Source organism: Pelagerythrobacter marinus, from assembly GCF_034375205.1.
Classification (GTDB): Bacteria; Pseudomonadota; Alphaproteobacteria; order Sphingomonadales; family Sphingomonadaceae; genus Pelagerythrobacter; species Pelagerythrobacter marinus.
In genome coordinates this window covers 1,562,218-1,586,588 of the sequence record NZ_CP139719.1, presented here as the reverse complement: position 1 = coordinate 1,586,588, position 24,371 = coordinate 1,562,218, and the positions used below count along the sequence as shown (strand labels likewise).

General features: G+C 71.1%; 20 protein-coding genes. 7 read left to right on the top strand and 13 right to left on the bottom strand.

Features of this window, described 5'->3' with window-relative positions:
* Positions 1-11: 11 nt before the first annotated feature.
* From T8T98_RS07655 to T8T98_RS07645, 3 genes are read right to left on the bottom strand one after another with little or no spacing between them, the layout of a single operon-like run.
* Entirely contained in the window at positions 12-2,009 is a 1,998-nt protein-coding gene (locus tag T8T98_RS07655) for a TonB-dependent receptor plug domain-containing protein (RefSeq protein WP_251105536.1), read from the bottom strand.
* A gap of 47 nt (positions 2,010-2,056) precedes the next feature.
* Complete coding sequence (locus tag T8T98_RS07650) at positions 2,057-2,419, bottom strand: DUF3703 domain-containing protein (RefSeq protein ID WP_251105537.1); 363 nt, start codon at positions 2,417-2,419, stop codon at positions 2,057-2,059.
* Positions 2,412-3,032 (bottom strand): cation transporter, encoded by a 621-nt coding sequence (locus T8T98_RS07645; protein ID WP_251105538.1) that lies wholly within the window; start codon positions 3,030-3,032, stop codon positions 2,412-2,414. The genes T8T98_RS07650 and T8T98_RS07645 overlap by 8 nt, the downstream gene beginning before the upstream one ends.
* A 67-nt stretch (positions 3,033-3,099) precedes the next feature.
* On the opposite strand from T8T98_RS07645, the gene T8T98_RS07640 reads away from it, so the two are divergent.
* Positions 3,100-3,501 carry a heavy metal-responsive transcriptional regulator gene (locus T8T98_RS07640; RefSeq protein WP_160733023.1) on the top strand — a complete coding sequence of 134 codons (402 nt, stop codon included), beginning with the start codon at positions 3,100-3,102 and terminating at the stop codon, positions 3,499-3,501.
* 90 nt (positions 3,502-3,591) lie between these two features.
* Positions 3,592-5,049, top strand: coding sequence for an amidohydrolase family protein (locus tag T8T98_RS07635; protein ID WP_251105539.1), 1,458 nt, complete (start codon positions 3,592-3,594; stop codon positions 5,047-5,049).
* Between the two features lie 34 nt (positions 5,050-5,083).
* On the opposite strand, the gene T8T98_RS07630 is transcribed toward T8T98_RS07635, so the two are convergent.
* The gene (locus tag T8T98_RS07630) at positions 5,084-5,899 is read right to left on the bottom strand and encodes an alpha/beta hydrolase (RefSeq protein WP_251105540.1); all 816 of its coding nucleotides are present in this window, start codon (positions 5,897-5,899) and stop codon (positions 5,084-5,086) included.
* A 139-nt stretch (positions 5,900-6,038) separates the two neighbouring features.
* On the opposite strand from T8T98_RS07630, the gene T8T98_RS07625 reads away from it, so the two are divergent.
* Together T8T98_RS07625 and T8T98_RS07620 are read left to right on the top strand one after the other, a co-directional pair.
* Positions 6,039-7,157 (top strand): ABC transporter substrate-binding protein, encoded by a 1,119-nt coding sequence (locus T8T98_RS07625; protein ID WP_251105541.1) that lies wholly within the window; start codon positions 6,039-6,041, stop codon positions 7,155-7,157.
* 27 nt (positions 7,158-7,184) lie between these two features.
* A complete protein-coding gene (locus T8T98_RS07620) occupies positions 7,185-8,603 on the top strand; it encodes a YncE family protein (protein ID WP_251105542.1) in 1,419 nt (472 codons plus the stop codon).
* 83 nt (positions 8,604-8,686) lie between these two features.
* Here the strand turns inward: T8T98_RS07620 and T8T98_RS07615 are convergent, their stop codons facing one another.
* Together T8T98_RS07615 and T8T98_RS07610 are read right to left on the bottom strand one after the other, a co-directional pair.
* Complete coding sequence (locus T8T98_RS07615) at positions 8,687-9,487, bottom strand: ABC transporter ATP-binding protein (RefSeq protein WP_160733018.1); 801 nt, start codon at positions 9,485-9,487, stop codon at positions 8,687-8,689.
* Positions 9,484-10,488 (bottom strand): FecCD family ABC transporter permease, encoded by a 1,005-nt coding sequence (locus T8T98_RS07610; RefSeq protein WP_251105543.1) that lies wholly within the window; start codon positions 10,486-10,488, stop codon positions 9,484-9,486. The genes T8T98_RS07615 and T8T98_RS07610 overlap by 4 nt, the downstream gene beginning before the upstream one ends.
* 197 nt (positions 10,489-10,685) lie before the next feature.
* Between T8T98_RS07610 and T8T98_RS07605 the strand changes: the two genes are divergently transcribed.
* Complete coding sequence (locus T8T98_RS07605; protein ID WP_251105544.1) at positions 10,686-11,837, top strand: M20 metallopeptidase family protein; 1,152 nt, start codon at positions 10,686-10,688, stop codon at positions 11,835-11,837.
* Positions 11,834-12,454 carry a cytochrome b gene (locus T8T98_RS07600; RefSeq protein ID WP_251105545.1) on the top strand — a complete coding sequence of 207 codons (621 nt, stop codon included), beginning with the start codon at positions 11,834-11,836 and terminating at the stop codon, positions 12,452-12,454. Before T8T98_RS07605 ends, T8T98_RS07600 begins: the two co-directional genes overlap by 4 nt.
* On the opposite strand, the gene dhbA is transcribed toward T8T98_RS07600, so the two are convergent.
* From dhbA to T8T98_RS07570, 6 genes are read right to left on the bottom strand one after another with little or no spacing between them, the layout of a single operon-like run.
* Positions 12,421-13,164 (bottom strand): 2,3-dihydro-2,3-dihydroxybenzoate dehydrogenase, encoded by a 744-nt coding sequence (gene dhbA / locus T8T98_RS07595; protein WP_251105546.1) that lies wholly within the window; start codon positions 13,162-13,164, stop codon positions 12,421-12,423. The two genes, T8T98_RS07600 and dhbA, sit on opposite strands and share 34 nt — an antisense overlap.
* Positions 13,161-17,048, bottom strand: a complete 3,888-nt coding sequence (locus tag T8T98_RS07590) for an amino acid adenylation domain-containing protein (protein WP_251105547.1) — start codon at positions 17,046-17,048, stop codon at positions 13,161-13,163. The genes dhbA and T8T98_RS07590 overlap by 4 nt, the downstream gene beginning before the upstream one ends.
* Positions 17,045-17,290 (bottom strand): phosphopantetheine-binding protein, encoded by a 246-nt coding sequence (locus T8T98_RS07585; protein WP_251105548.1) that lies wholly within the window; start codon positions 17,288-17,290, stop codon positions 17,045-17,047. Before T8T98_RS07585 ends, T8T98_RS07590 begins: the two co-directional genes overlap by 4 nt.
* Positions 17,287-17,934, bottom strand: a complete 648-nt coding sequence (locus T8T98_RS07580; RefSeq protein ID WP_251105549.1) for an isochorismatase family protein — start codon at positions 17,932-17,934, stop codon at positions 17,287-17,289. Before T8T98_RS07580 ends, T8T98_RS07585 begins: the two co-directional genes overlap by 4 nt.
* Complete coding sequence (locus tag T8T98_RS07575; protein WP_251105550.1) at positions 17,931-19,556, bottom strand: (2,3-dihydroxybenzoyl)adenylate synthase; 1,626 nt, start codon at positions 19,554-19,556, stop codon at positions 17,931-17,933. The genes T8T98_RS07580 and T8T98_RS07575 overlap by 4 nt, the downstream gene beginning before the upstream one ends.
* Entirely contained in the window at positions 19,557-20,693 is a 1,137-nt protein-coding gene (locus T8T98_RS07570) for an isochorismate synthase (protein ID WP_251105551.1), read from the bottom strand.
* A 127-nt stretch (positions 20,694-20,820) separates the two neighbouring features.
* On the opposite strand from T8T98_RS07570, the gene T8T98_RS07565 reads away from it, so the two are divergent.
* Positions 20,821-22,026, top strand: coding sequence for an MFS transporter (locus T8T98_RS07565; protein ID WP_251105552.1), 1,206 nt, complete (start codon positions 20,821-20,823; stop codon positions 22,024-22,026).
* Between the two features lie 54 nt (positions 22,027-22,080).
* Here T8T98_RS07565 and T8T98_RS07560 read toward each other — a convergent pair whose 3' ends face one another.
* Complete coding sequence (locus T8T98_RS07560) at positions 22,081-24,327, bottom strand: FepA family TonB-dependent siderophore receptor (protein WP_251105553.1); 2,247 nt, start codon at positions 24,325-24,327, stop codon at positions 22,081-22,083.
* Positions 24,328-24,371: the final 44 nt, after the last annotated feature.

Below are 24,371 nucleotides of genomic sequence, written 5' to 3'. Positions count from 1 at the left end.
CCGCTGGGCCCTCAGTGCCCGCCGAAGCGCAGGCGAAACCCGCCGTTCAGGATGAAGCCTTCCAGCGGGGCCCAGGCATCGACGGTCCATTGCCCGCTGGCCGCTCGCCGCGGCAGCAGTAGCGGATCGTGCCTGGTCTGGCGCACGTCGAGCAGGTTTTCCGCGTTGACGAACAGGCTCACCCGGCCGAGCGCGATCTCGCCCAGCAGGCCGAGGTGGAGATAGGGGCGCGACCGCGTGCGGTAGGGATTGTCTTCCAGCGCCTGCCCGCCGGTGTAATAGGCCTCTATCCCGATGCGGCCCTTGCCATGCTCCTCCCACATGCCCACCAGCCCGGCGCTGTGCTTCGGCGTCAGCGGGACTTCGCGCCGCCCCATTCCCGAAGGATCGGGTTCGCTCGCATCGACGAAGACATAGCTGCCGGTCACGGTGAAGCCGTCCTGGCGGAAGCGTAGGAGAACCTCCGACCCGCGAACCCGCGTCGTCCCGGCGACATTCACCAGGCGAACCCGGTCGCTCGCAATCTCCTCCAGCCGGGTGGCGTTGTCGATATCGGCACCGAAAAGCGTGACGTTGGTTTCCCAGGGGCCATCGGCATACCCGACGTCGAGCGAGGCGGTGCGCGCGGTTTCCGCCGCCAGGTCGCGCGGCGGCTCCAGGCGCGAGAGACCGGCTGCCTCGATCGCGTCGACGAATGGCGTCGGGGCGAAGAACCCGCCGCCGAACGATCCGCGCACCGTCCACCGGCCCGGGCGGTAGAGCGCGGAAAGGCGGGGGCTGAAGCGCGTGCCGAAGACGTCGTGAAAGTCGACCCGCCCGCTCGCCGCCAGCGTCAGGTCCGGCGCCGCTTCCTGCTCCACTTGCGCGAACAGGGCGGGCACGTCGTAGCTGTAGTCGAAGTCCGGGAAGGTCGCCGAACGGAAGCGGTCCTGCTGGAATGCCACGCCCGCGACCCAGGCGGTCGCCCCGTCGGTGGCGGCGACGGAGGCCTCGCCGAACAGGTTGGTGTGGCGATCGTCCTCCACCACGTCGCCGTAGCGATGGAGATGGTCCTGCCGCATGGCCGAAGCGCGCAGGTTGAGCGTGACCGAGCCCGAGAGCGGCGTCCGCGCGACGAGGCCGCCATCGAGGCGCTCGGTGTCCTGGAGCTGCGCGAAGGCACGGCCGTCGGGCGCGGTCCGGCCGGGCAGGGTGCCGCCGGCGCGTTCCTCCGCCATTGCGCCGAGCGTGAGGTAGAGCGACGAACCGTCCGCGCCGGTCCATTGCATCCGCGGCCGCGCCGTCACCCGGTCGTAGCCGGCCATGTCGTACCAGCCGTCGCCGTCGAGGTCCTGCCCGTCCTGGCGGTGCGCCCCCGCGGTCAGCGACAGGCCGGTATCGGCGCCCACCGGCCCGGCGAGATATGTCGTGACATCCTGCCCCCCGCGCGTGGTCGCATTGGCGAGCACTTCGGCCTCGAAAGCATCGCCGGGCCGCTTGGACACGAGATTGATAACCCCGCCCAGCGCGGAGGCGCCGTAGAGCGCGGAGGCGGAGCCCTTGATCACTTCCACTTGCGCGAGATCGGTCGGGGGGATCTGCAGCAGGCCGAGCGATGCCGCCTGCCCGCCGTAGAGCGGCAGGTTGTCGGCGAGCAGCTGGGTATAGCGGCCCTCCAGCCCCTGGATGCGGATATTGGCTGCGCCCAGCGCGGGGGAGGTGACCTGCACGCGCACGCCCCCGGTCTCGTTCACCAGCATGGCGATGTTGCCGGGGCGCATGATCGCCTTCTCCTCGATCTCCTCCCCCGCGATCACTTCGACCCGGATCGGTTCGTCCTGCACGCGGCGGCCCGAACGGGTGCCCTGGACGATGATGACGTCGCCGTGGTCGCTCGCTTCGCCGTGGTGGTCGTCGCCAACCGCTTGGGCGCCCTCGCGGGCCTCGGGCTGGGCCTGGGCGGGGGAGGGGGCGAGCGAAACGGCGCAGGCGACGCCGGCGAGGAGGAACGAACCGAACGGAGATGTCACGGGGGAAGGGCTTTCTGATCTGCGGGAGGGAAAAGGAAGGGCGCCGGTCAGCGCGATTCCGGGTGGAGGATGGCCTCGAGGTCGGGCGGGATCGCCATCGGGGCGAAGGCGCTCACCCGGGCGCGGCCGACGTTGCCCGGGGGCAGGCGGCCGGTGAGGTTGCCGATCGGGGCGAGCGTCAGCCGTATGGCTTGCCCGGCCGCCTCGCGCCAGTCGCGCAGGCGCAGCGCGAGGCGCAGCATGGCCCCGTGCGATCGGCAATGCGGGATCAGTCGCGCCTGGGCGACGACATGCGCGCGTTCGAGGTGGCGCCAGGCGGCCGCGATGTCGCCGGCCTGCTCGGCGGTCCGGGCAGCGCGGTATTCGCCTGCAAGGAAGCGGGCGATGCGGGCGGGGCGATCTTCAGCCATGGGCCAGCTCGCGCCGCGCCTGGGTGAAGACTTGCGCGCTGCCCCAGATCGCGAGGCCGGCGACAAGGGTGGCCACCAGCAGATCGGGCCAGGCGCGGCCGGTCCCGAACACCCCGGCCGCAGCCGCGAGCACGGCGAGGTTGCCGATCGCGTCGTTGCGCGAACAGATCCAGACGGACCGCATGTTGGCATCGCCGCCGCGATAGCGGAACAGGAGGAGCGCGACTGCCAGGTTTACCGCCAGCGCCAGCGCACCGACCAGGCCCATGGTCTGCGCCTGCGGGGCCGAACCGACGACCAGGCCGTATACCGCGTAGCCGACGACCCAGAGACCGAAGGCGAGCATCGTCGCGGCCTTCACCAGGGCGGCCCGGGCACGCCAGGTCAGCGCCAGCCCGGCCACCCCCAGGCTGATCGCGTAATTGGCTGCATCGCCGAGGAAATCGAGCGCATCGGCCTGCAGCGCGCGCGAATCCGCGGCGAGGCCGGCCACCATCTCCAGCGCGAACATCGCCGCATTGGCGAGCAGCGCGACCCACAGGATCGCCCGCCAGCGCGGGTCGTCGTGCGCTGTCGGTGCGGTTCCGGATGCCTGGCAGCAGGATTTTCCCATGCCGCTTCCCTTTGCAACGTCGAGTCGCGGCGCCATATGCACCCTGTAGCAACTACAGGGTCAAGCAATGCGTATCGGCGAACTGGCAAGGGCGACGGGCACGAGCGTGGAGACCATCCGCTATTACGAGCGCGAGGGGATCATTCCGGCTGCCGACCGGGCCGACAACAACTATCGCGACTATTCACCCGAACACCTGGCGACGCTGACTTTCGTCCGGCGCGCGCGAGGCCTGGGCTTCAGCATGGCGCAGGTCCGCGCCCTGCTCGCCCTGTCGGCAGACGCCGATACGCCCTGCGCCGATGTCGATCGCATGGTCCAGTCGCAGATCGAGGAAGTGGACCGCCGGATCGGGGACCTGGAGGCGATGCGCGCGCAGTTGAGCGGCATGCTGGCCGCCTGCGGCGGACGCAGGATCGGCGATTGCGGGGTGGTGGAAAGCCTCGCCAACCGGCCGCCGGCGAACTGATCCCTCCCGCCGGCCTGCACCTCCCGGCTTGCACTCGCCCGCGGGGCCGGCGGATGGACAGCCAGGGCGCCGTGCCATAGCTTCGCCGTCATGTGGTGGCGCCAGCTTGTCTGCATCGTCCTGTTCGTTCTCGCCGCGCCGGGCAATGCGCGGGCCATCCTGATCGACAACATCAGCGTCATCGATGTCGCACGCGGCGAGGTTCGCGCGGATCGGGCCGTGCTGATCCGGGGCGGGCAGATCGCGGCGGTGGGCGAAGCGGGCACGCTCGCGCCGGACGGTGCGGCGCGCGTGGTCGACGGGGCAGGGGGATATCTCATCCCCGGCCTGTGGGACATGCACGTCCATACTTCGTCCGACGAGACGACCCGCGCGGTGCTGTTCCCCCTGTTCCTGGCGCACGGGGTGATCGGCGTTCGCGATCTCCTGGGCGATTGCCTGGCGCCGTGCTGGGAGCTTTCCAGCTCGCTTGCCGACGCGCGCCGGCGCGAAGCCGACATTGCCGCCGGGCTGCTCGCCGGTCCGCGGGTAGTGGGGGGCAGCGTCTTTGCCAATGGCAAGGCCGACAATCCCGCCGCCGCGACCGATACGCCGGAAAGGGCGCGGCAGTTCGTTCGGCTCGCGGCCTCGCGCGGGGCGCGGTTCATCAAGCCTTACGACCTGATCCCACGCGATGCCTACCTGGCCCTGGTCGACGAGGCGCGATCGCTGGGCCTGCCGGTTTACGGCCACGTGCCGGTCGCGGTTTCCGCCAGCGAGGCGGTCCGGCTGGGCCAGGACAGCATCGAGCATCTGGGCGGCGGCAACTACCTGGAGGCCTGCTCGGCGCGCGAGGATATCTTGCGCCCGCAGGTCGTGCGCCAGGCCCTGTCGGAGGAGCCGCGCCTCTTTCCCCTGATAGAGGCGCTGGTCGAAAGCACCGACCCGGCCAGGTGCGCGGCGGCGATCGATCTCCTGGCGCGAAGCGACACCTGGCTGACGCCGACGCTGGTCCTGCACCGCCTGCCGGGCGAGATGGGGGCCGGGGCGTGGCACGGCGATCCGATGGCGGCCTATCTCCACCCGGGAGAGCGCGCCTACTGGCACAGGGCCAAGGCCACTTTCGACCTCGTGCAGGGCAGCGACGAACAGCGGCGCGGCTACAACCTGTGGGTGCGCGAGACCGCGCGGCGCATGCATGCAGCGGGGGTCAAGATGCTCGCCGGGTCCGACGCGGGTGCGCCCGGGGTGTTCTGGGGCCAGGCCCTGCACCAGGAGCTGGAAATGCTGGTTTCGATCGGGTTGTCGCCGGCAGAGGCGCTTCGCAGCGCGACGCTCGGCCCGGCGGAGTTTCTCGGCGAAGCGGGCGTGGCGGGAAGGATCGCCCCCGGAATGCGCGCCGACCTCGTGCTGCTGGACGAAAACCCGCTGGCCGATATCCGCAATACCCGCAGGATCCGCGCCGTGATCGCGCGCGGCCGGCTGTTCGATCGGGCCGAACTCGACGCCCTCCTTGCCCGCGCGCGCGCCTTCGTCGCCCGGGCCGACGCGACGGCCGGCGGCGAGTGACCCACGCCGCGGCGCACGCGCTCGCCGCCGGTCGCTAGGGACGCGCGGCGAAGCGCAGGGCGCGGGGCATGGCGGCGGTGACGATCGAGGCGTGGTCCTCGTCCGGGTAGAGGTGGAACTCGGCCCGCGCGCGCGGGTGGCGGGCGATCCGTTCGGCCAGGTCGCGGGCATTGGCCGCCATGCGCCGCGACTTGCGCCGTTCGAGGGCGCCTTCGCTGCCCGGCAGGCCCGCCTGCCACGGGGGCAGTTCGCCTTCCCATTCGCCCGCCGCGAGGAAGGCTTGCGGGCCGAGTTCGGCGATCCGGTCGATCCCGGCGAAGAGCGCTTCGCGGTCCCACCAGATCGAGGGGCTGAGCGCGACGTGGCGATGGAAGAGCGCGGGGCGCTGCGCCAGCGACCAGAGGGTGAAGTAGCCTGCCAGCGAGTGGCCGAAGAGCGTGCGGCGCGTGACGTCGAGCGGCGCTGCCTCGTCGAGCTGCGGCAGAACGGTGCGCTCGAGGAAGTCGAGGAAGGCCGGCGCCTGTCCGTTCGCCTGCCGTTGCCCGTCGCCGCCGCCGGGCGTGGCGAAGTCGCGCCGCCGGGCCTGCGTGTTCGCCGGATCGCGGGCCGCGAGGCCGGCCACTGCCATCGCGCGCACGCCGGTGGCATCGCTGCGGCGGGCCATTCGCTGCATAGTCTCGACCGCGGTGGCCATGCACATCTGTGCTTCCAGCAGGAGCAGGAGCGGCCAGCCGGCGGCGGGCATATCGCCTTCGGGCAAGGACAAGTGCAGCGTGTAATCGTCGCCATGGCCGCCGGCGGGCAAGGGCAGGGCGCGCAGGTTCATCGCCTGGTTTGCGGGGGCTGTCATCGCGCGCGATCTCTATTGCACTTTACAATCATTCTCAATTACCCGATGGGGCGGGAATGCCGATCTGCACGGGATAGCGTCCATCGTGGCTGGAACCAATGCAACTTCCATCGCGGCGCCCGGCCGCGCCGGCCCGGCCATGCCGGCCCTGCTGGCCTGCCTGCTCGCCGCGCTCCTGGCCCTGGCCGGCTGCGCGCCGGGCGAGAGCGCTGCCGAGGCCAGGGGCGGCCTGACGTTGACCGACATGCGCGGCCGCACGGTCGAACTGGCGGGGCCGGTGCAGACCATTGCCATCGACGACAGCCGCTATCTCGTCGCGCTGGCGCTGATCGATCCGAAGCCGGTTTCGCGGCTGGCGGCCTGGGCCCACGATTCGAACCGTCTCGGGCGCGAAGGGCATCGCGCCTTCCTCGCCAGCGAGCCGGCGCTCGACGGCCTGCCGCGCATCGCCAGTTCGGCCGAGAACTTCGACGTCGAATCGGTCATCGCCGCGCGCCCCGACGTTGCCGTGCTCTCGGTCGAGAGCGGGGTCACCGATTCGCAGATCGCGCGCGTCGAGGCGGCCGGCATCCCGGTGGTCGTGCTCGATTTCTTCGCCGATCCGATGGACAACCTGGAACCGAGCCTGCTCGCGCTGGGCGAGCTGATCGGGCGCGAGGAGGCCGCCCGGCGGTTTGTCGAGTATCGCCGCCAGCGGATGGACGCCATTGCCGCCCGCATGGCGGACCTGCCCGAGAGCCGGCGGACGCTGGTATTCCTCGAAGCCCATGCCGGCAGCAGCCCCGATTGCTGCAACTCGCCGGGGCGCGGGAATGCCAGCGACTATCTCGAATTCGTCGGCGGGCACAATATCGGCGCCGACGCGATCAGGCAGGCTTCGGGCAAGCTCAACCTCGAATACGTGATCGCGCGCGATCCGCAGGTCTATATCGCCACCGGCGGCCCGCACCTGGAAGCGCGCGGGGGGTTCGTGGTCGGCGCCGCATTCGACCGGGCGGAGGCCGCGCGATCGCTGGAGCAGGTCGCCGCGCGCCGCGGGATAGCGCAACTGCGCGCGGTGCGTGACGGCCGCGTCCACGGCTTTTCGCACCAGCTGCTCAACTCCCCGCTCGATATCGTGGCGATGGAAGTCTTCGCCCGCTGGCTTCACCCCGAGATTTTCGCCGACCTCGCGCCCGAGCGCACGCTGGAGGAGCTGAACGACCGCTTCCTCGCGGTCCGCTACGACGGCACGTACTGGGTTTCACTCGAGAATTGACCGCGTCCTTCAGACAGGAGAACGACCTTGCGTAACGCACTTCATACCACCGCCGCCTTCGCGATCGGGGCCATGCTCGCCGCGGCGCCGCTCGCCCCCGGCCACGCCAGCGCGCAGGCAGTATTCGCCGAGACCGACCGCACGGTGGAGGCCGAGGTGCGTTTCGACGCGGCCGAGGCGCGCGCACCGATCGTCGCGGGGGACGAAGTGCGGATTTCGGGCAGCGGGTTCCGTCCCGGGCAGGCGGTCCTGCTCAACTACGGCACGAAGCCGCTGACCGCGCAGCCGCTGGTGGCCGACGCCGAGGGCGCGATCGCCGGCAGCTTCACCCTGCCCGAAGACGCGAGCGTGGGGATCCACCCGGTCGTCGTCATCGCGCAGGAACCCTATGTCGCCACGATCGCGGAACTGAAGATCTCGCCCGATATCCCGCTTTCGGGCGAATCGCGCTACGACATCGCGCGGGCCCTGCCGGCGCGGGGGCTCTACCAGTCGGCGCTGAGCGCGCGGAACGGCGCCATTTTCACCACTTCGGCCATCGGCCGGCCGCCGGTCCGCCAGTCGCAGATCACCAAGCTCGACGCGCAGACGCTCGACGTGCTGGCCCGGGCGACCCCGGCCGCGGCGCCCGCGCGCCCGGGGCGCGACGGCACGATGCGCGATGGGGGCGTGTTCGCGGTCTATGGTCTCGACGTGGATGACAGCAAGGATACCGTCTGGGTCACCAATACCCGGCAGGATACCGTCGCCATCTATCGCCAGTCCGATCTCGCGCTGGTCAAGCAGTTCGATCCGGGCACCGTCTATCACGCGCGCGACGTTCGCGTGCACGAGGGGCTGGGCAAGGCCTATGTCAGCGCGACCTTCACGCCCGAAGTGGTCGTGTTCGACACTGCCACCAACGAAGAGGCGGGACGGATCTCGATCCCCTCGGGCAAGCGGCGCGAGGAATTCGGCACCGCCAGCCTCTCGCTCGACGAGGCGGCCAATCGCCTCTACGTCGCCGGGCTGGGCACGGCCGAAGTCGCGGTGATCGACACCGCCAGCGACGAAGTGCTCGACGTCTTCCCCGTTCCCGGTGCGCGCAGCGTGATCGGCGTCTCGCACGATCCGCAGACCGGGCGCATCTTCGTCGCCGCGCAGGGCAGCGACAACCTCGTGATCCTCGATGGGGAGAGCGGAGAGGTGATCGCCGATACGCCGGTCGGTGCGGGCGCGCTGAACGTCGTGTTCGACCCGGTGACGCGGCATGCCTATGTCGCCAGCCGCGGCGCGGGTACGATCACGGTGACCGATGCCGATGGCGCCATCGTCGCCAACCTCGGCCCCGCGCCGCTGGCGAACCACGTCTCGCTCGGACTGGACGGGACGATCTACGCGGTCGACAAGTCCGCCGGCGCGCGGGAGGCGGACGCCGACCAGCTGCTGCGCATTCGCCCGCGCTGATCGCGCTGCGGCGGCGGGGCGCGGGGCTATCGAGGCCTTCCGCTCCGCCGCCCCTCGGCCCTTTGCCGGCCGCGCTGGCCGGCCTAGAGGATATCGTCGATCGCGATTGCCAGGCCGCTGCCGGTGCGCGTCACCGTGCCGGAAACCTGGTACACTTGCGCCAGCCGTTCGGCGGTGATCGCCTCTTCCGGCGGGCCTTCGGCCGCGACTTCGCCACCTGAAAGCAGGACGACCCGGTCCGACCAGCGCGCCGCCATGGCGAGATCGTGCAGCACCATGATCACGATCATCCCGCTCTCGCGCACGATCTCGCGCACGAGCTTCATCACGCGCAGCTGGTAATGCAGGTCGAGCGCACTGATCGGCTCGTCCAGCAGCAGGACGCGCGGCCGGCGCACGAGCGCCTGGGCGAGCGAGGCGAGCTGCCGCTGCCCGCCCGATAGGTGGCCCAGTTCTTCCATCGCGAGATGGCCGATCCCGACGCGTTCGAGCGTGTCGAGCGCGGTTTCGGCGAGGTGCGCCTGGCCGGCATCGCCCGGGGGCGCGGCACGCATCGCGCTGATCGTCGCCTCGATCACCGAGAGGCCGATGCGCTGCGGCAGGTTCTGCGGCATGTAGCCGACCAGCCGGGCATGTTCGGCCAGCGGCATCCCCACCAGTTCGCGCTCGCCGAGGCGGATCGAACCGCTGGCCGGCTGGAGCCCGGCGAGTGCGCGCAGGAGCGTCGTCTTGCCGGCGGCGTTGGGCCCGAGCAGCGAGATCATGCTGCCCGGCTCGATCGGGCCGAGATCGACCTGGCGCACGACGGCCTTGCCGTCGTAGCCGGCTTCCAGCCCGCGCACGCCCAGCGTCCCGGCCGCGTGGCTATCCCCGCGCGCGGTCATACCCGGTCGGGCCTTCGCAGGATGAGCGCGAGGAACACCGGCACCCCGATCATCGAGGTCACGATCCCCACCGGCAGCAGGACGCCGGGCACGATCAGCTTGCTGGCGACCGAGGCGAGCGACATGATCAGCGCCCCGGTAAGGATCGATGCCGGCAGCAGGAAGCGGTGATCCTCGCCCAGCAGCAGCCGCGCGATGTGCGGGCCGACGAGGCCGACGAACCCGATCGTCCCGACGAAGGCGACCGAGGTGCCGGCAAGCGCGCTGATCCGCAGCAGCGAGAAGAACCGCAGCCGGCGGACATCGACCCCGAAGCTGCGCGCGCGGTCTTCACCCAGCCGCATGGCGGTCATCGCGTTGGCCGCCCGCAGCGAGAAGGGAAAGGCGAGCGCGCAGACCGCGGCCAGCACGGCGACGCTTTCCCAGGTCGCCCGCCCGAGCGCGCCCATCGTCCAGAACACCAGCTGCGACAGCGCCTCCTGCGAGGCGACGAATTGCAGCAGGGCGACCGCGGCGTTGAAGGTGAAGACGAGCGCTATGCCGAACAGGATGATGCCCTGCGTGCCCGCCGCCCGGCCGCGGGCCAGCGCCTCGAGCAGGAGGACCGAGCCGAAGGCGCAGGCGAAGGCATTGACCGGGACGATCCAGTCGCCTCCCAGCCCGGGCAGCCCCAGGCCGAGGACGATGCCGAGCGCGGCCCCGAACGAAGCGGCCGATGAAACGCCGAGCGTGAACGGGCTGGCCAGCGGGTTGTCGAGGATCGTCTGCATCTCCGCCCCCGCCAGCGACAGCGCCGCCCCGACCAGCAGGGCCATCAGCGCCATCGGCAGGCGCACGTCGCGGATGATCGTCACCGCCGGCAGGTCCAGCCGGCCGGGGAAGAACAGCCCGTCCCACACCTCGCGCAGCGGCAGGGCGGAAGGGCCGGTCGATATGTCGAAGCCGAGCGCGAGCACGCTCGCGCCCAGCAGCACGAGCAGCAGGACGAGGCGCCTGCGCACGAGCCGGCCATAGGCCGCGATAGTGCGATCGCGCTGGCTGCCGGGGGGAAGGGGGCCGGAATTCAGTTGCGGTCTCCCGGATTGGGGCCGGGGGATGGAAACCCGGGCAAATTCTGGCATTGGCGGTTGGCGAAGCGGCCCTGCCAAGTCAAGCGGCCGGGGCAGCCCAGGTGCGCGCCCCGGACATCGGAGAAGACATGAACGACATGACGATTGCCCCCACGCTGGCCGAGGCCATGACCGGCTGGCGGCACGAGATGCACCGCAATCCCGAACTCGCTTTCGAGGAACGGTGGACATCCGCCTTCGTGCTGGACCGGCTGCGCGAATTCGGGCTCGACCCGGTGGGCGGCCTCGGCGGAACCGGGGTGGCCGCGATCGTCGACAGCGGCCGTCCGGGCCCCTCGATCGCCCTGCGCGCCGACATGGATGCCCTCCCGATGGAAGAGCAGACCGGGGCCGATTATCGCTCCACCCGGTCGGGGGTGTCGCATTCCTGCGGCCACGACGGGCACACGGCGGCACTGCTGGGCACCGCGCGGCATCTGGCCGAACACCCGCCGAAGACGGGCCGGGTCGTGCTGATCTTCCAGCCGGCGGAGGAGAACGGCAAGGGTGCGCGGGCGATGATCGCCGACGGCCTGCTGGAAAACTTCGCATTCGACGAGGTTTACGGTTTCCACAACATGCCCCTGCTCGATCCCGGCCAGGCGGGAATCAGGCCGGGCGCGGTGCTGAACGGCTACATCGTCTGGGAAGTGACCGTCACCGGCCTAGGCGGGCACGGTGCGGCCTTCTACAAGGCGATCGACCCGCTCCAGGCGGCGGCGCGGCTGGCGGTGGAGATATCCTCGATCGTCGGGCGCTACGTCGATCCGGCGCAGGCCGCCCTGATCAATGTCGGTTCGCTCCAGGCCGGGACGAACCACAACATCATTCCCGAGACGGCGCGCCTTTCGGGGACGCTGCGGGCGGTGGAGCCGGAAGTCCAGGCCCTGCTGTTCGACCGGCTGGAGAAAGCCTGCGCGGGGATCGCGGAAATGACCGGCTGCCGCGTGGAGTGCACGAAGCTGGCCGAAGTGCCGCCGTGCGTGAATGCACCCGTGGCGGTGGAGCATGCCGCGCGCGCCTGCGCCGCCGTCCTGGGAGAGGGCGGGATCGTCGCCGACCACCCCGCCTACCCGTTCACCGACGACATGGCGCTCCTCCTCCAGGCCGCGCCGGGGGCCTATCTCTTCCTGGGGCAGGACAGCGCGATGTGCCACAACCCCGATTACGATTTCGACGACGCCCTCCTGCCGGTCGCCTCGGGTATCTTCGTGCGCCTCGTGCGCGACCGTCTCGGATGATCGGCCGCGCGGGCGGGCGAGCCGACGTGCAGTGGCGCGACACGGCCGAACGCTACGGCGCGGTCTCGCGTTTCCTGCACTGGACGATGGCGACGCTTTTCGCGTGGCAGTTCGCCGGCATGGCAATCAAGGAGATCGTCGGCCGCACGCCGTTGACGCGGTTCTGGGTCGGCTCGCACGCCTCGGTCGGGATCGTCCTGCTGGCGCTGGTCGTGGTGCGGCTGGGCTGGGCGCTGGCCCAGCGCCGCCGCCGGCCGCCCTATCGCGCCGGGCCGGCCGGCCTTGCCGCGCGTGGCGGGCACTTCGCGCTCTATGCCCTGATGCTCGCGGTTCCCCTGCTCGCACTGATGCGGGCGATCGGGCAGGCGCGGCCGATCGCCGTCTTCGGGATCACGCTGCGCGGGCCGCGGGAGGGGGAGATCGGCTGGCTGACCGCACCGGTCGACTGGCTGCACGGCAACCTCGCCTGGCTGCTCCTGGCCCTGGTCGCGGGCCACGCGTCGATGGTGCTGGTCCATCGCCGCCGGGGCGACGACATCGCGGCGCGCATGATCGGGCGCAAGGCGCCACCCGGCATCCGGCGTCAGGCGCGCAGGGTCGCGCCCCCGTCGACGTAGAGATCGGCCATCGTGACATGGCCCGCACGGTCGGAGAGAAGGAAGATCACCGCCTCGGCCACGTCGTCGGGCGTGGCCAGCTTGCCCAGCGGGATGCCGGTCTTGAACTGCTCGGGAAAGCCGGCGATCACTCGACCGGCGCCGTCCTCGTCGGCCCACATCCCGGTCTGCATCGGGGTCAGCGTCGATCCCGGGGCGACGGTGTTGCAGCGCACGCCGTAGGGCGCGAGCTCCAGCCCCAGGCAGCGCATGAACATGTGGCTTGCCGCCTTCGACGCGGCGTAGGCGGCCATCGCCTGGCGCGGAACCCCGGCCGCGTTGGAGCCGACCGTCACCAGGCTGCCCCGGCGCCGCTCGCGCATTCGGCTGGCAAGCGCGCGGCAGAGGTGAAACACGCCGTCGGCGTTGACCGCGAAGACGCGGCGCCACTCGGCGTCGTCGGTTTCCCACACCGGGCGGTGGGACAGCACGCCGGCCACGTTGACGCCGAGGTCGATCGGGCCGCGCTCGCGCTCCACGCGTTCGACCAGCGCCTCGACCGCGGCGCTGTCGGTCACGTCGAGCGCCTCGATTCCATCGCCCGCGGCGACATCGGTGGCCACGACCTGCGCCCCTTCCTCGCGCAGGAGGCGCACGACGGCAGCGCCGATACCCCCGGCCGCGCCGGTTACCAGGGCGGTGCGGCCGTCGAGGCCGGTCGGTCGGGTCATGCGACGATCCTTTCGCGTTCCAGCATCCGCCGGACGAGTTCGGGCGCGATCAGCGCGCTGGCCTGCGCCCCGGGGAGTTGCGGGTGGAGGAAGGGCACGCCCAGTGCATCCACCGCGCTGCAATGCGGCCGCCACAGGTCCGCCACAAGGTGCGGGCGGTCGGCGTGGTCGGCATCGGCGCGCACGTGTGTCAGGGTCCCGCCGAACGGGCGGTGGCGATGGTTGCGCACGAGGCGATTGGTATCGAGCACCGCGCGAATGACCCCGTCCTGCACCGCCGGTGGCAGGTTGCCGAGGACGCTGTCCCCCGCGCGCAGGAAGGCGATGACCTTGGCCCGCGTGTCCAGTTCCGCGTGGCTGTCGGGATCGTATCCGGCGATCGCCAGCAGGGCGCGCAGCGCCTCGGCCTCGGTCGGCTCGGGCTCCGCCTGCCAGCATTCGGCCGGATAGGCGTCGAGCAGGGCGACCAGCCCGACCTCGCGCCCCCGGCTTTCCAGCTCCACCGCCAGGGCCTGCGCGATCACGCCGCCGACCGACCACCCGCCCAGATGGCACGGGCCGGCCGGGTGGCAGACCTCCAGCCGGTCGGCATATTCGGCGGCGAGGGCATCGATACTGTCCGGCAGACCGCGCGCCGGATCGAGCGCGGGCGACTGCAGCGCATGAACCGTTCGCGCCGGGTCGAGCGCACGGGCGAGCGTGCGATAGCCCCAGCCGATTCCCCCCGCCGGGTGGACGAGGAACAGCGGCGCGTGGCCGCCACCGGCGCGGGCCAGCGTGATGACCGGCGCCAGTCCTTCGTCGCGAATCGCCGTGCCGCCCGCGATCCGGCGCGCGAGCGATGCGATGTCGGGCGCCTCGAACAGCGCGCCGAAGCCCGGATCGTGGCCCCATTCCTCGGCAATGCGCAGCATGAGCTGCACCGCGAGCAGCGAATCGCCCCCGAGCGCGAAGAAATCGTCGTCGCGGCCCGGCGGCCCGTCGAGCGACAGGATTTCCGCATAGAGCGCGGCCAGGCGCTGCTCGTCCGGCCCTTCCGGCGCGTTTCCGCCGCCGCTCGCGAACCGCGGGGCGGGCAGGGCCTTTCGATCCAGCTTGCCATTGGCGGTGACCGGCAGGCGCGGCATCTCGACCAGCGCGGCGGGTACCATGTAGTCGGGCAGGCGTGCGGCCAGCATGTCGCGCAGCGTGTCCGCGTCGTAGCCGTCGCCGGGCACAATCCAGGCCACGATCCGGCCGTCGCGCGCCATCACCGCGGCGGCGCGGGTCAGCCCGCTGTCGGCGATCGCGGCCTCGATCTCGCCCAGTTCGATCCGCAGGCCGCGGAACTTCACCTGGTGATCGTCGCGGCCGAGGAAGACCACAGCGCCGTCTTCCCGCCGCCGGGCAATGTCGCCGGTGCGATAGAGCCGCTCCCCCGGGTGGAAGGGATCGGCCACGAACCGCTCCGCCGTCAGGTCGTCGCGGCCGAGATAGCCGCGCGCCAGCTGCACCCCGCCGAGGAACAGCTGCCCCGTTGCGCCCGGGGGGACGGGGCGCATCCGGCCGTCGAGGATCACCAGCCGGGTGTTCCAGACCGGGTGCCCGATCGGGATCGGGCGCGACCGGTCGCCGGGGCCGGCATTCCAGTGGCTGACGTCCACCGCTGCCTCTGTCGGGCCGTAGAGGTTGTGGAGCTGCGCGGCGAGCCGCCGGTGGAAGCGGTCGCGCAGGTCGGCGGGCAGTTCCTCCCCGCTGCAGAACACTCGCGCCGGGGCCAGCCCCTCGCTGCCGGGCACGTCGAGGAAGGCGGAGAGCATCGAGGGTACGAAATGGACCGCGGTGATCCCCTCGTCGCGGATCAGGGCGGCGATCGCCGTGGGATCGCGGTGTGCGCCGGGCGGCGCGACCACCAGCGTCCCGCCCGAAACCAGCGGAAGGAAGAACTCCCACACCGAGACGTCGAAAGTCGCCGGCGTCTTCTGCAGTACGCGGTCCCCCGGGCCGAAGCCGTATTGCGCCTTCATCCACAGCAGGCGGTTCACGATCGCGCGATGCGGCACGACGACGCCCTTGGGCGCGCCGGTCGATCCCGAGGTGTAGATGACATAGGCCGGATGGTCGGGGGCGAGGTGCGGCCGGTCCGGTTGCTGCTGCTCAGCTGGGCCCCCGGCGGGCTGGCCGCCGGTGACCCAGTCGCCGGGCGCGAGCAGGCGATCGCCATGGATGCCATGCGGATCGTCCTCGGCCAGGACGGCGACCGGTGCGGCGTCGCGCAGGATCGTCGCCAGCCGCGCCGGCGGATGGTCGGGGTCGAGCGGAAGATAGGCCGCGCCCGCCCTGAGCGTGCCGAGCAGCGCGATCACGAGTTCGGGAGAGCGCGGCAGGGCGACCGCGACGATCCGGTCCGGCCCCGCGCCGCGCCGGCGCAAGGCGTCGGCCAGTTCATGCGTGCGACGGTCGAGCTCGCGATAAGTGATCGAAGCGCCGCCGAACCGCATCGCTTCCGCGTCGGCGTGATCGGCCAGGGCCTGTTCGACCAGCCGGCACAGCGTGGTCTCGGGAACGGGGTGGGCGGTGTCGTTGAACCGCTCGATCTCGCGCGCGGCCTCGTCCGGGGTGGCGGTGTCGATCTCGGCCAGGCAGGCGGCGTTCGCCGCGCGGGCCAGAAAGCATTCCAGCCGCGCGGCATGGGCTTCGATCGCGTCCTGCCCGTAGAGTTGCGGGTTGGCGTCCACTTCGAGCGTGATCGCCGCCCCGATCTCGCCGCGGAAGGTGAAGGCGATATCCTCGACCGGCCCGGTTCCGGTAACCCGGAGGCGCGCGTCGAGCCCGGCGAAACGCGGGGGCTTGTCGTAAGGCTGGACGTTGACCAGCGGGCCGTAGAGCCGCCGGTTGCCGCCCAGCAGGCCAAGGTCGCGCCGCATCTGCTCGCTGCGATAGCGGCCATGCCGCCGCGCGGCTTGCAGTCGCTGCCCCGCCTGCCGCACGAAATCCTCCAGCGGCAGGTCCTCGTCCGGGGCGAGACGGAAGGGCAGGACATTCATCACCATCGCCGGAACGCGCGCCGCGGCGCTGCCGAAGCGGCCCATGTGGGGCACGCCGGCGACAATCTCCGGCCCTTCGACGAACCGCTTGCAATAGGCGGCGACCAGCGCGGTGAGAACATCGGGCCAGGGAACGCGCGCCCGCGCGGCCAGCGCGCCGACGGCCTCGCGCGCCGTATCGGCCATCGGCTGTTCGTGGCGCAGGAAATCGTGCGCCGTCACCGCCCGTCCGGGGGCCATGCCGGCGACTTCGTCCATGCCGGAGAGCGCCTCCATCCACCACGCGCGATCCTCTTCGCGGCGGGCGCTTGCCCGGTACTCGTCATCCTCTGCCCAGACCGTTTCCAGCGCGCCGAACGGGCGGCCGCCATCCGCCTCGCCGGCGCGAAACGCGGCGTAGAGATCGGCCATGCGGCGGGTCAGCATGACCATGCCGTACCCGTCGTTGGCGAGGTGGTGGACCTGCTGCGACCAGACGTGCCGATCCGGCCCGGTGCGATAGAGCGTCTGCGCCGCGATCGGCCCCCGGGCGAGGTCGGCCGGGGTCTTCATCGCCGCCGTGATCGCCGCGCGGGCCGCGACCTCGGGCGCGTCCTCGGCCGAAAGGTCGACCAGCGACAGGCGCGGCGCGCTGCCGAGCGCCTGGACCGGGCCGTCGGGCCCGTCGCTGAACACCAGCGAGAGCGCCTCTGCCTCCGCGCTCGCGCGGTCGACAGCCCGGCGGAAGGCATCGAGGTCCAGCGGCCCCGCCAGTTCGACGTACTGGCCGGTGTTGAAGATCGGGTTCGCGGGATCGAGGGCCTGCGAATACCACAGGCCCGATTGCGCTTCGGTCAGGGGGCGTGCCTGGCCGCTCAAGCCGGGGCCTGGCCCTGCCGCGCCTGCGCGAGCGCGTGGATCTCCGCCAGCGTCTGCGCTTCGCCGAGGTCGGCGAAATCGAGCGGCAGGCCCCGCTCCTCCCATTGCGCGGCGAGGTTCATCGCGCGCATCGAATCGAGCCCGGCGTCCATCAGGTTCGCATCGTCGGCCAGGTCGGCCGGCGCGATTTCGAGGATGTCGGCGATGTCGGCGCGCAGCGCCTCGCGGGAAATGTCAGTCATCCGATCGTCTCCAGAACCTGCCGGGCGCTCAGTACCACGCCGCTGCAATTGGCAACCGTGCGAATGGCCGTGTCGTGCCACGCGCGCGAAAAATCGGCCACGGCATCGGCTACCATGAAAGGCTGGATATCGCGCTGGAACGCCTCGAGCGCGGTCGCCTGGCAGCCGATGTGGGCATAGACGCCGCAGATCACCAGCTGGTCGCGCCCGCGCGCGCGCATCAGCGTTTCCAGGTTGCTGCGCTGGAACGCGCTGTACCGGTGCTTGACGAGGACGAAGTCCTCCGCCCGCGGGGCGAGGGCGGGCGCGATTTCCTCGTGCTCGGGCGCGGCTTTCATCCCCGGCCCCCACAGATCGGCCTGCAGCCCGCGGTCGCGCCGGTCCTGCGCCCCCTTCTGCGCCGTGTAGAACACCGGCATCCCGGCGCGGCGCGCGGCGTCGAGCAGGGCCGCGATCCGCCCCTCGATCGCGCTGGCCGGGCTCTCCCCGGCCCCGAAAGCGGCGAGGAAATAGCGCTGCATGTCGTGGACGAGCAGCGCGGCCCGCGCCGGGTCGAGCCGCCAGTCGGCGCGCGAGGGGGGAAGCTCGTCCGCGGCGGGCAGCGCATAGGGCGCGATCGCGGGAAGCCGGGCCGCGCCGCTCATGCCCGGGCCCCGTTCGCCAGCGCCTCTTCGCGCAGGCGCGCGCGCAGTTCCTTGCGACTGATCTTGCCCACCGCGGTCGTGGCGAAGCCTTCGACGAACACGATCTGGTCCGGCACCTTGAACGCGGCGATGTCGCGCGCGCGCATCCAGCGCTTGATCTCCGCCGCCGGTGGTGCGTCGCCCTCGGGCACGATGAAGGCGCAGATCCGCTCCCCCAGGAACGGATCGGGCAGCGAGACGACGGCCGCATCGAACACGTCGTCGCGCGCCAGGAGGTGATCCTCCACTTCTTCGGCCGAGATCTTCTCGCCCGCGCGGTTGATGTGGTCGCTCGCCCGCCCCCGCACGACCAGGTTGCCTTCCGCGGTGCGCGCCACGACGTCGCCGGTGCGGTAATAGCCGTCGTCGGTGAAGGCACGCGCATTGGCGGCCGGATCGTCGTGGTAGGCGCGGATCGTGTAGGGGCCGCGGGTCAGCAGGTTACCCGGCTCCCCCTCGGCCACCGGCGCGCCCCTGTCGTCCACGATCAGGATCTCGTCGTCGGGGGAAATCGGCCGCCCCTGGGTGTTGACGATCACGTCCTCCGGGTCGTCGAGCCGGGTATAGTTGACCAGCCCTTCGGCCATGCCGAACACCTGCTGCAGCGTGCAACCGAGTTCGGGCCGCACGCGCCGGGCCGCCTCGGGCATGAACTTTGCACCGCCGACCTGCAGCACCTCCAGGCTGGAGATGTCGTGCCCGCTACGCGCCGCGGCGCGCAGCCACAGCAGGGCCAGCGGGGGGACGAGCCCGGTGATCGTCACGTTCTCCTGCTCGATCAGGGGAAAGGCGGCATCGGGCGAAGGGCTGGGGGCCATGACGATCGTCGCGCCGGCGTGGATCGCGCCGAATATCCCGGGCGAGCTCATCGGGAAATTGTGGGCCACCGGCAGCGCGGCGAGATAGACGCTGTCCTGCGTCAGGCCGCAGATCGCGTTGCTCGCGCGGATCGAATAGAGATAGTCGTCGTGGGTGCGCGGGATCAGCTTCGACAGGCCCGTGCTGCCGCCGGAGATCTGGACCAGCGCGACGGCGCCCGGGTCGGCCTGCACCGGCGCGGCCGGGGGCGCATCGCCGGGCCCCTCGATCGCTCGCCAGGGGCCGGGATCGCCGGCCACGAAGACGCGCGATACCGCCGGCACCGCCTGCTGCAACTGGCCGGCGAGGTCGCGGTAGTCGAGCCCGTCGTGCCGGTCCGCGATGACGAGCGCCTGCGCCTGCGCCTTGCGGGCGAAATGGGCAAGTTCGGTCAGGCGATGCGCGGGCAGCGCGAAGACCGGGATCATCCCGGCGCGGAACAGGCCGAACACGACCTGGAGGAACTCGGCCCGGTTGGGCATCTGCACGACGACCCGCGCCCCCGGTTCCAGCCCCGCGGCGCGGAAGGCGGCGGCCGTGCGGTCCGCGCGTTCGAGTAGTTCGGCATAAGTCCACCGGCGGGCCTGGCAGACGACGGCGGTGCGCCCGGCGTGATCGCGCGCCACGCGTTCGATCACCTCGCCGAAGGTTTCCCCCGTCCAGTAACCGCGCGCGCGATAGTGCGCCGCGAGGTCATCGGGCCATTGCTGCATCAGTGGCTTCACTTAGCCTGCCTCCACCGCCTGGCGCGGCTTGTCCGTGACGCCCAGCGCGCGCAGCATGGCGCGGAACTTGGCCGCCGTCTCGTGAACCTCGTCGTCCGGCACGGAGCCTTCGACGATCCCCGCGCCCGCGTGCAGCGTGATCCGCGGCCCTTCGATCTGTGCGCAACGCAATGCCACGTACCACTCCCCATCGCCGTGCGAATCGACGTGCCCGACCGCACCGGCGTAGAATCCCCGGTCGTGGCTTTCCAGTTCGCGAATGGCCTCCAGTGCCCGATCGCGCGGGTGGCCGCCGACTGCCGGGGTCGGGTGCAGCAGGGCCGCGAGCCCGGCCGAAGTCGGCGCGTCGGCTGATTTCAGCCGGCCTTCGATCCGCGTGCCCAGGTGCCACATGGTCGCGGTGGAGCGCAGGCCCATGCCGCCCGGGCTGCCCAGCTCGCTGCACAGCGGGGCGAGGAGGTCGAGGATGTATTCGACCGTGATCGCGTGTTCGCGGCGATCCTTGTCCGATGCCATCAGGGCGCGGGCGCGCTCGCGATCCTGTGCCGGCTCGCGCCCGCGCGGGATCGACCCGGCGAGCGGTTCGGACGCCACCATGCGCCCGCTGCGCGAGACGAGAAGTTCCGGCGTCGCGCCCATCAGCAGTCTCGGCTCTCCGCCCCTGTCGGGCTGCAGGTCCAGCCGGTAGGCGGTGATATCGGGATCGAGCGACAGGATCGCCAGCAGGCGTTCGAAATCGGGCTGCTGCGCGGCCTCGAGCACGACCTGACGGGAGAGCACGACCTTGCGCAGCCCATTGCCGCCCGCGATCCGCGACAGCGCGCGTTCCACCATGGCGGCATACTCGGCGCGGGAGGGGATTTCGCGCAGGTCCCTGTCGGAGAAGAGCCCCATCGATCCGGCGCCGGTTTCCCGGGGCGGCAATTCGCGCGACAGCAGCTGTTCGGGTTGGTAGAGCAGTTCCGGCCGGCCCGGCTCGAACGGCAGCGCGCCGACCAGCGTGCCGGGGCCTTGGCCCGCGGTGCCTTCCAGCGCCTCGCGCACGCGCCGGTCCAGCGTCGCGCGTTCGCCCGGGCGCAGGCGGTGCCTCAGGCCGGTGGCGCAAAGCTCTCTGCCGGCGCGCCGCAATACGAACACCACGATTATCCTTTCACACCCTGGGCTCCTCCGCAGGTAGGGAGATTGCCTCGCAATAGCAACACCGGCATTTGATTTCGGCGCCGCGATCCGCAAGGTCTGGCCCGCTGGAAAAGGGAGTGCCGACATGACCGAACCGACGCCGGGCCAGGCCCCCGCCGCAAGCCGGGCGACACTCGTGCCGCTCATGCTGGCGGCCTTTACCGGCACGGTGGGGATCATGGCCTTCGTGGCCGTGGCAGGGCCCCTGGCGCACGTCCTGTCGCTCGAGCCATGGCACCTCGGTGTTGCCATGGCGATAGCCGGGGTTGCCTGGATGGTCATGGCGCGCGTGTGGGGCGTGCGCAGCGACCGAGCGGGGCGCCGGCCGGTGCTCCTGCTGGGGCTGGCGGGGTTCTGCCTGTCGTACCTGGCGCTGGCCCTGTTCATCGAGGCGGCGCGTCACTTCGCCTTGCCGGCCGCGGCCGCCTTTGCCGGGATCGCCATTGGCCGCGCGGCGATGGGAACGTTCTACGCCGCGGTGCCGGTGGTTGCCGGGGCCGTCGTGGCCGACACCGTCCGGCCGGAAGGGCGGGCGAAGAGCATGGCCGCGATCGGCGCCGCCAGTTCCGCCGGCCTGATGGTCGGCCCCGGGTTTGCCGGGCTGCTTGCGGGCTGGAGCCTGCAACTGCCGCTCTATGTCACTGCCGCCCTGCCGCTCTTCGCGCTCGCCCTGCTCTGGGTCGCGCTGCCGGCCGAGACGCCCGGGGACGCGCGGCCGCGCCCGGCGCCGCGCCTGTCCGACCCGCGCCTGCGGCCGGCCATGGTTTTCGGTTTCCTCGCCGCTTTCGCCGTTGCCATCGCGCAAGTCGTGGTCGGTTTCTTCGCGATCGACCGGCTGGGGCTGGACCCGGCGGCAGCCGCCGCCGCGGCGGGAACGGCGCTTGCCGTGGTCGGCCTGGCGCTGGTGACGACCCAGACCCTGATGCAGAAGCTCGACTGGTCGCCGCTGCGCCTGGTCGCGACCGGCGCCGCGCTGGCCGCGGCCGGCTTTGCCGCAACCGCCGCCGCGACGACGCCGTTCATGCTCTGGGCCGCCTATGGCTTTGCCGCCGCGGGCATGGGGATGGTCTATCCCGCGGTCCCGGCGCTCGCGGCGAACAGTGTCGATCCCGGCGAACAGGGGGCAGCGGCAGGCTCGGTCGCGATGGCGCAGGGGCTCGGCATCGTGGCCGGGCCGCTCGCCGGGACGGCCCTCTACGCGCTGTTCCCCGCCGCCCCCTATCTCGCGAGCGCGCTCGCGCTGGGCGGCGGCGCGCTTGCGGCCCTGCGGCTCGCGCTGCGCCGCGCCTGAGCGCCTCCGCCCCCGCCCGCGCGACGGGCGCGGGCGGAGGCATTCTGGCCGTAATCAGAACCGCAGGTTGGTCTGGACGAAGAACGCGCGGCCCGGCTCGTTGTAGTTGTTGGCGCCTGCGCCGTTGTTGGAACTGGCGCGATAGAGCCGCTCGTCGAACAGGTTGTTCACGCCGAGGCTGAAGCGCAGGCGCTCGGCCGCCTGGAAAATCATGTTCAGCGACACGAGATTGTAGGGATCGCGCGGCTGCAACTGTTCCTCGGTCGGCTCGTCCCCGCTGTAGAGGACCGCGTTGGGCACCTGCTTGCCATAGCGGGTGAAGGTGGCGATCAGCTTGACCGCGTCGTTCAGCTCCCAGTCGAGCGTCGAGTTGATCGTGTACTCGGGGATCACCGACAGCAGGCGCCCCGTCTCGCGATCCTCGTTGCGGATCATGTAGGTGACGTTGGTGCTGAGGACGAGGTTGCGCGCGAAGGGGACCAGGACATTGCCCTCGATCCCTTCCACGATCGCCTCGCCGGTATTGTACCACTGGAAGATGCGGGCCGGCTGGCCGTTGTACGGGGCGGTCCCGACCGGTTCGTTGTTGGCGATGATCTTCTGGTCGTAGTCGTTGCGGAAGTAGGTCGCGCTGACATTCCAGCCGTTCGGGCGGAAGGCGATCCCGATTTCCTTGTTCACGCTGGTTTCCGGCTCGAGGTCCGCGTTCCCCTGGACGAAACAGCCCCCGCCGAGGCTGGGGAAGGCATTGGGGCATCCCCGGCCGCGCGTGTAGTAGAGGTAGTTCGGGTTCGACTGGTAAAGGTTGGGCGCCTTGAAGGCCCGCGCAATGCCACCCTTGATCACCACGCTGGGCGTGACCTGGTAGGAAACGCCAAGGCTGGGCGACCAGTTGCTGCCGAACGTGCTGTGCCGATCGAACCGGATCGCCGGCGTCATCGTGACCGGGCCCCAGACCATGTTGCTTTCGACATAGGCCGCGTAAGTGCTGGCATCGCTCTGCGTGTCGCGCATCTGCGGGTTGTCGATACCGGGCAGGTCGATACCCGCGCTGTTCGACACGGCGTAGGGATCGTCGAGATATTCGTACCTGTACTCGATCCCGGTCGTCACCACGTGCTGCACCGCGCCGGTCGCGAAGGGCACGTCCAGCGTCGCCTGGGCATACCAGTTGCGCAGGGTCGCGGTCGAAAACTCCGTGGTGGTGTTGATCGTCCCCTCGCCGCCGCCGGCCAGCCCCTCGTTGAGGCGGCGGTTATGCGTCTCCTCGTACTGCCCCAGCGCCTCCAGCTCGCCGAAGCCGTACCTGCCGCGATAGCCGGCGCTGCCGGTATAGCGCTTGAGGATATTGGTTTCCTCGCCGATCAGGGCGGCGGTGTTCGGGCTGGCGGCGCCGCCGCTCAGCCGGTATTCGCCGGCGTACTCGTTGCCCTGGCGGCTGAAACCTCCTTCGAGGTCGAACCGGTGGACGTCGCCCGGCTCCCAGCGGAGGAGGGCGCTCAGGTCCTTGTTCTCGACTCCTTCGCGGCCGCCGGGCGGGACCAGGCCGTCCTCGACGTCGGCGGCCTCGGCATTGAGCAGCGGATCGTCCCCGCCCGTCTTGCTGTAATTGCCGTAGAGGCGGAAGCCGAGGCTGCCGGCGACCGGGCCGGCGAGCGAGAAGTTCACCCGCCTGGTATCGCTTTCGCGCGTGTCCTCGGGCACGAGCACGTAGCCGGTAAGAGAGCCGCGAAATTCGTCCGCCGGGCTCTTGGTGACGATGTTGATCACGCCGCCCGCCGCGCCGGAGCCGTAACGGGCCGCGGCGGGGCCGCGCAGGATCTCGATCCGCTCGACCTCTTCGGCCGGCACCCAGTTGGTGTCGCCGCGCGAGTTGCGCTCCCCGTCGCGGCCCATGCGAACCGAGTTGCGGGAAGCGACGGGCTTCCCGTCCACCAGGATCAGGGTGTTTTCCGGCCCCATCCCGCGAATGTCGATCTGCCGGTTGTTGCCGTAGGTCCCGGCGGAGCCTGCGCCGGTGAGGTTGATCCCGGGCTGGCGGCGGATGATGTCGGCGAGATCGTTGACCGGGGGAAGCTCGGCCAGCATCTCGGAGGTGATCGTGGTGGAACCGAGCGCCTGGATCGCCTGCCGCTCTGCGGTCACGACGATCTGTTCGTCACCGCTTTCCGCCTTCGCGGCCGGTGCGTCGGCTTGCTGCGCGCCGGCTTCGTCCGCGCCCGATTCCTTCGCCGAGGCCGCGCCGGCCTGCGAAAGCGCCAGCGCCGACGCGCCGCACATTACGATCACTGCTGATTTCATTGTCCCACCTGCTTGTCGAGATTTCCTGATTCGCCGCTATTGCG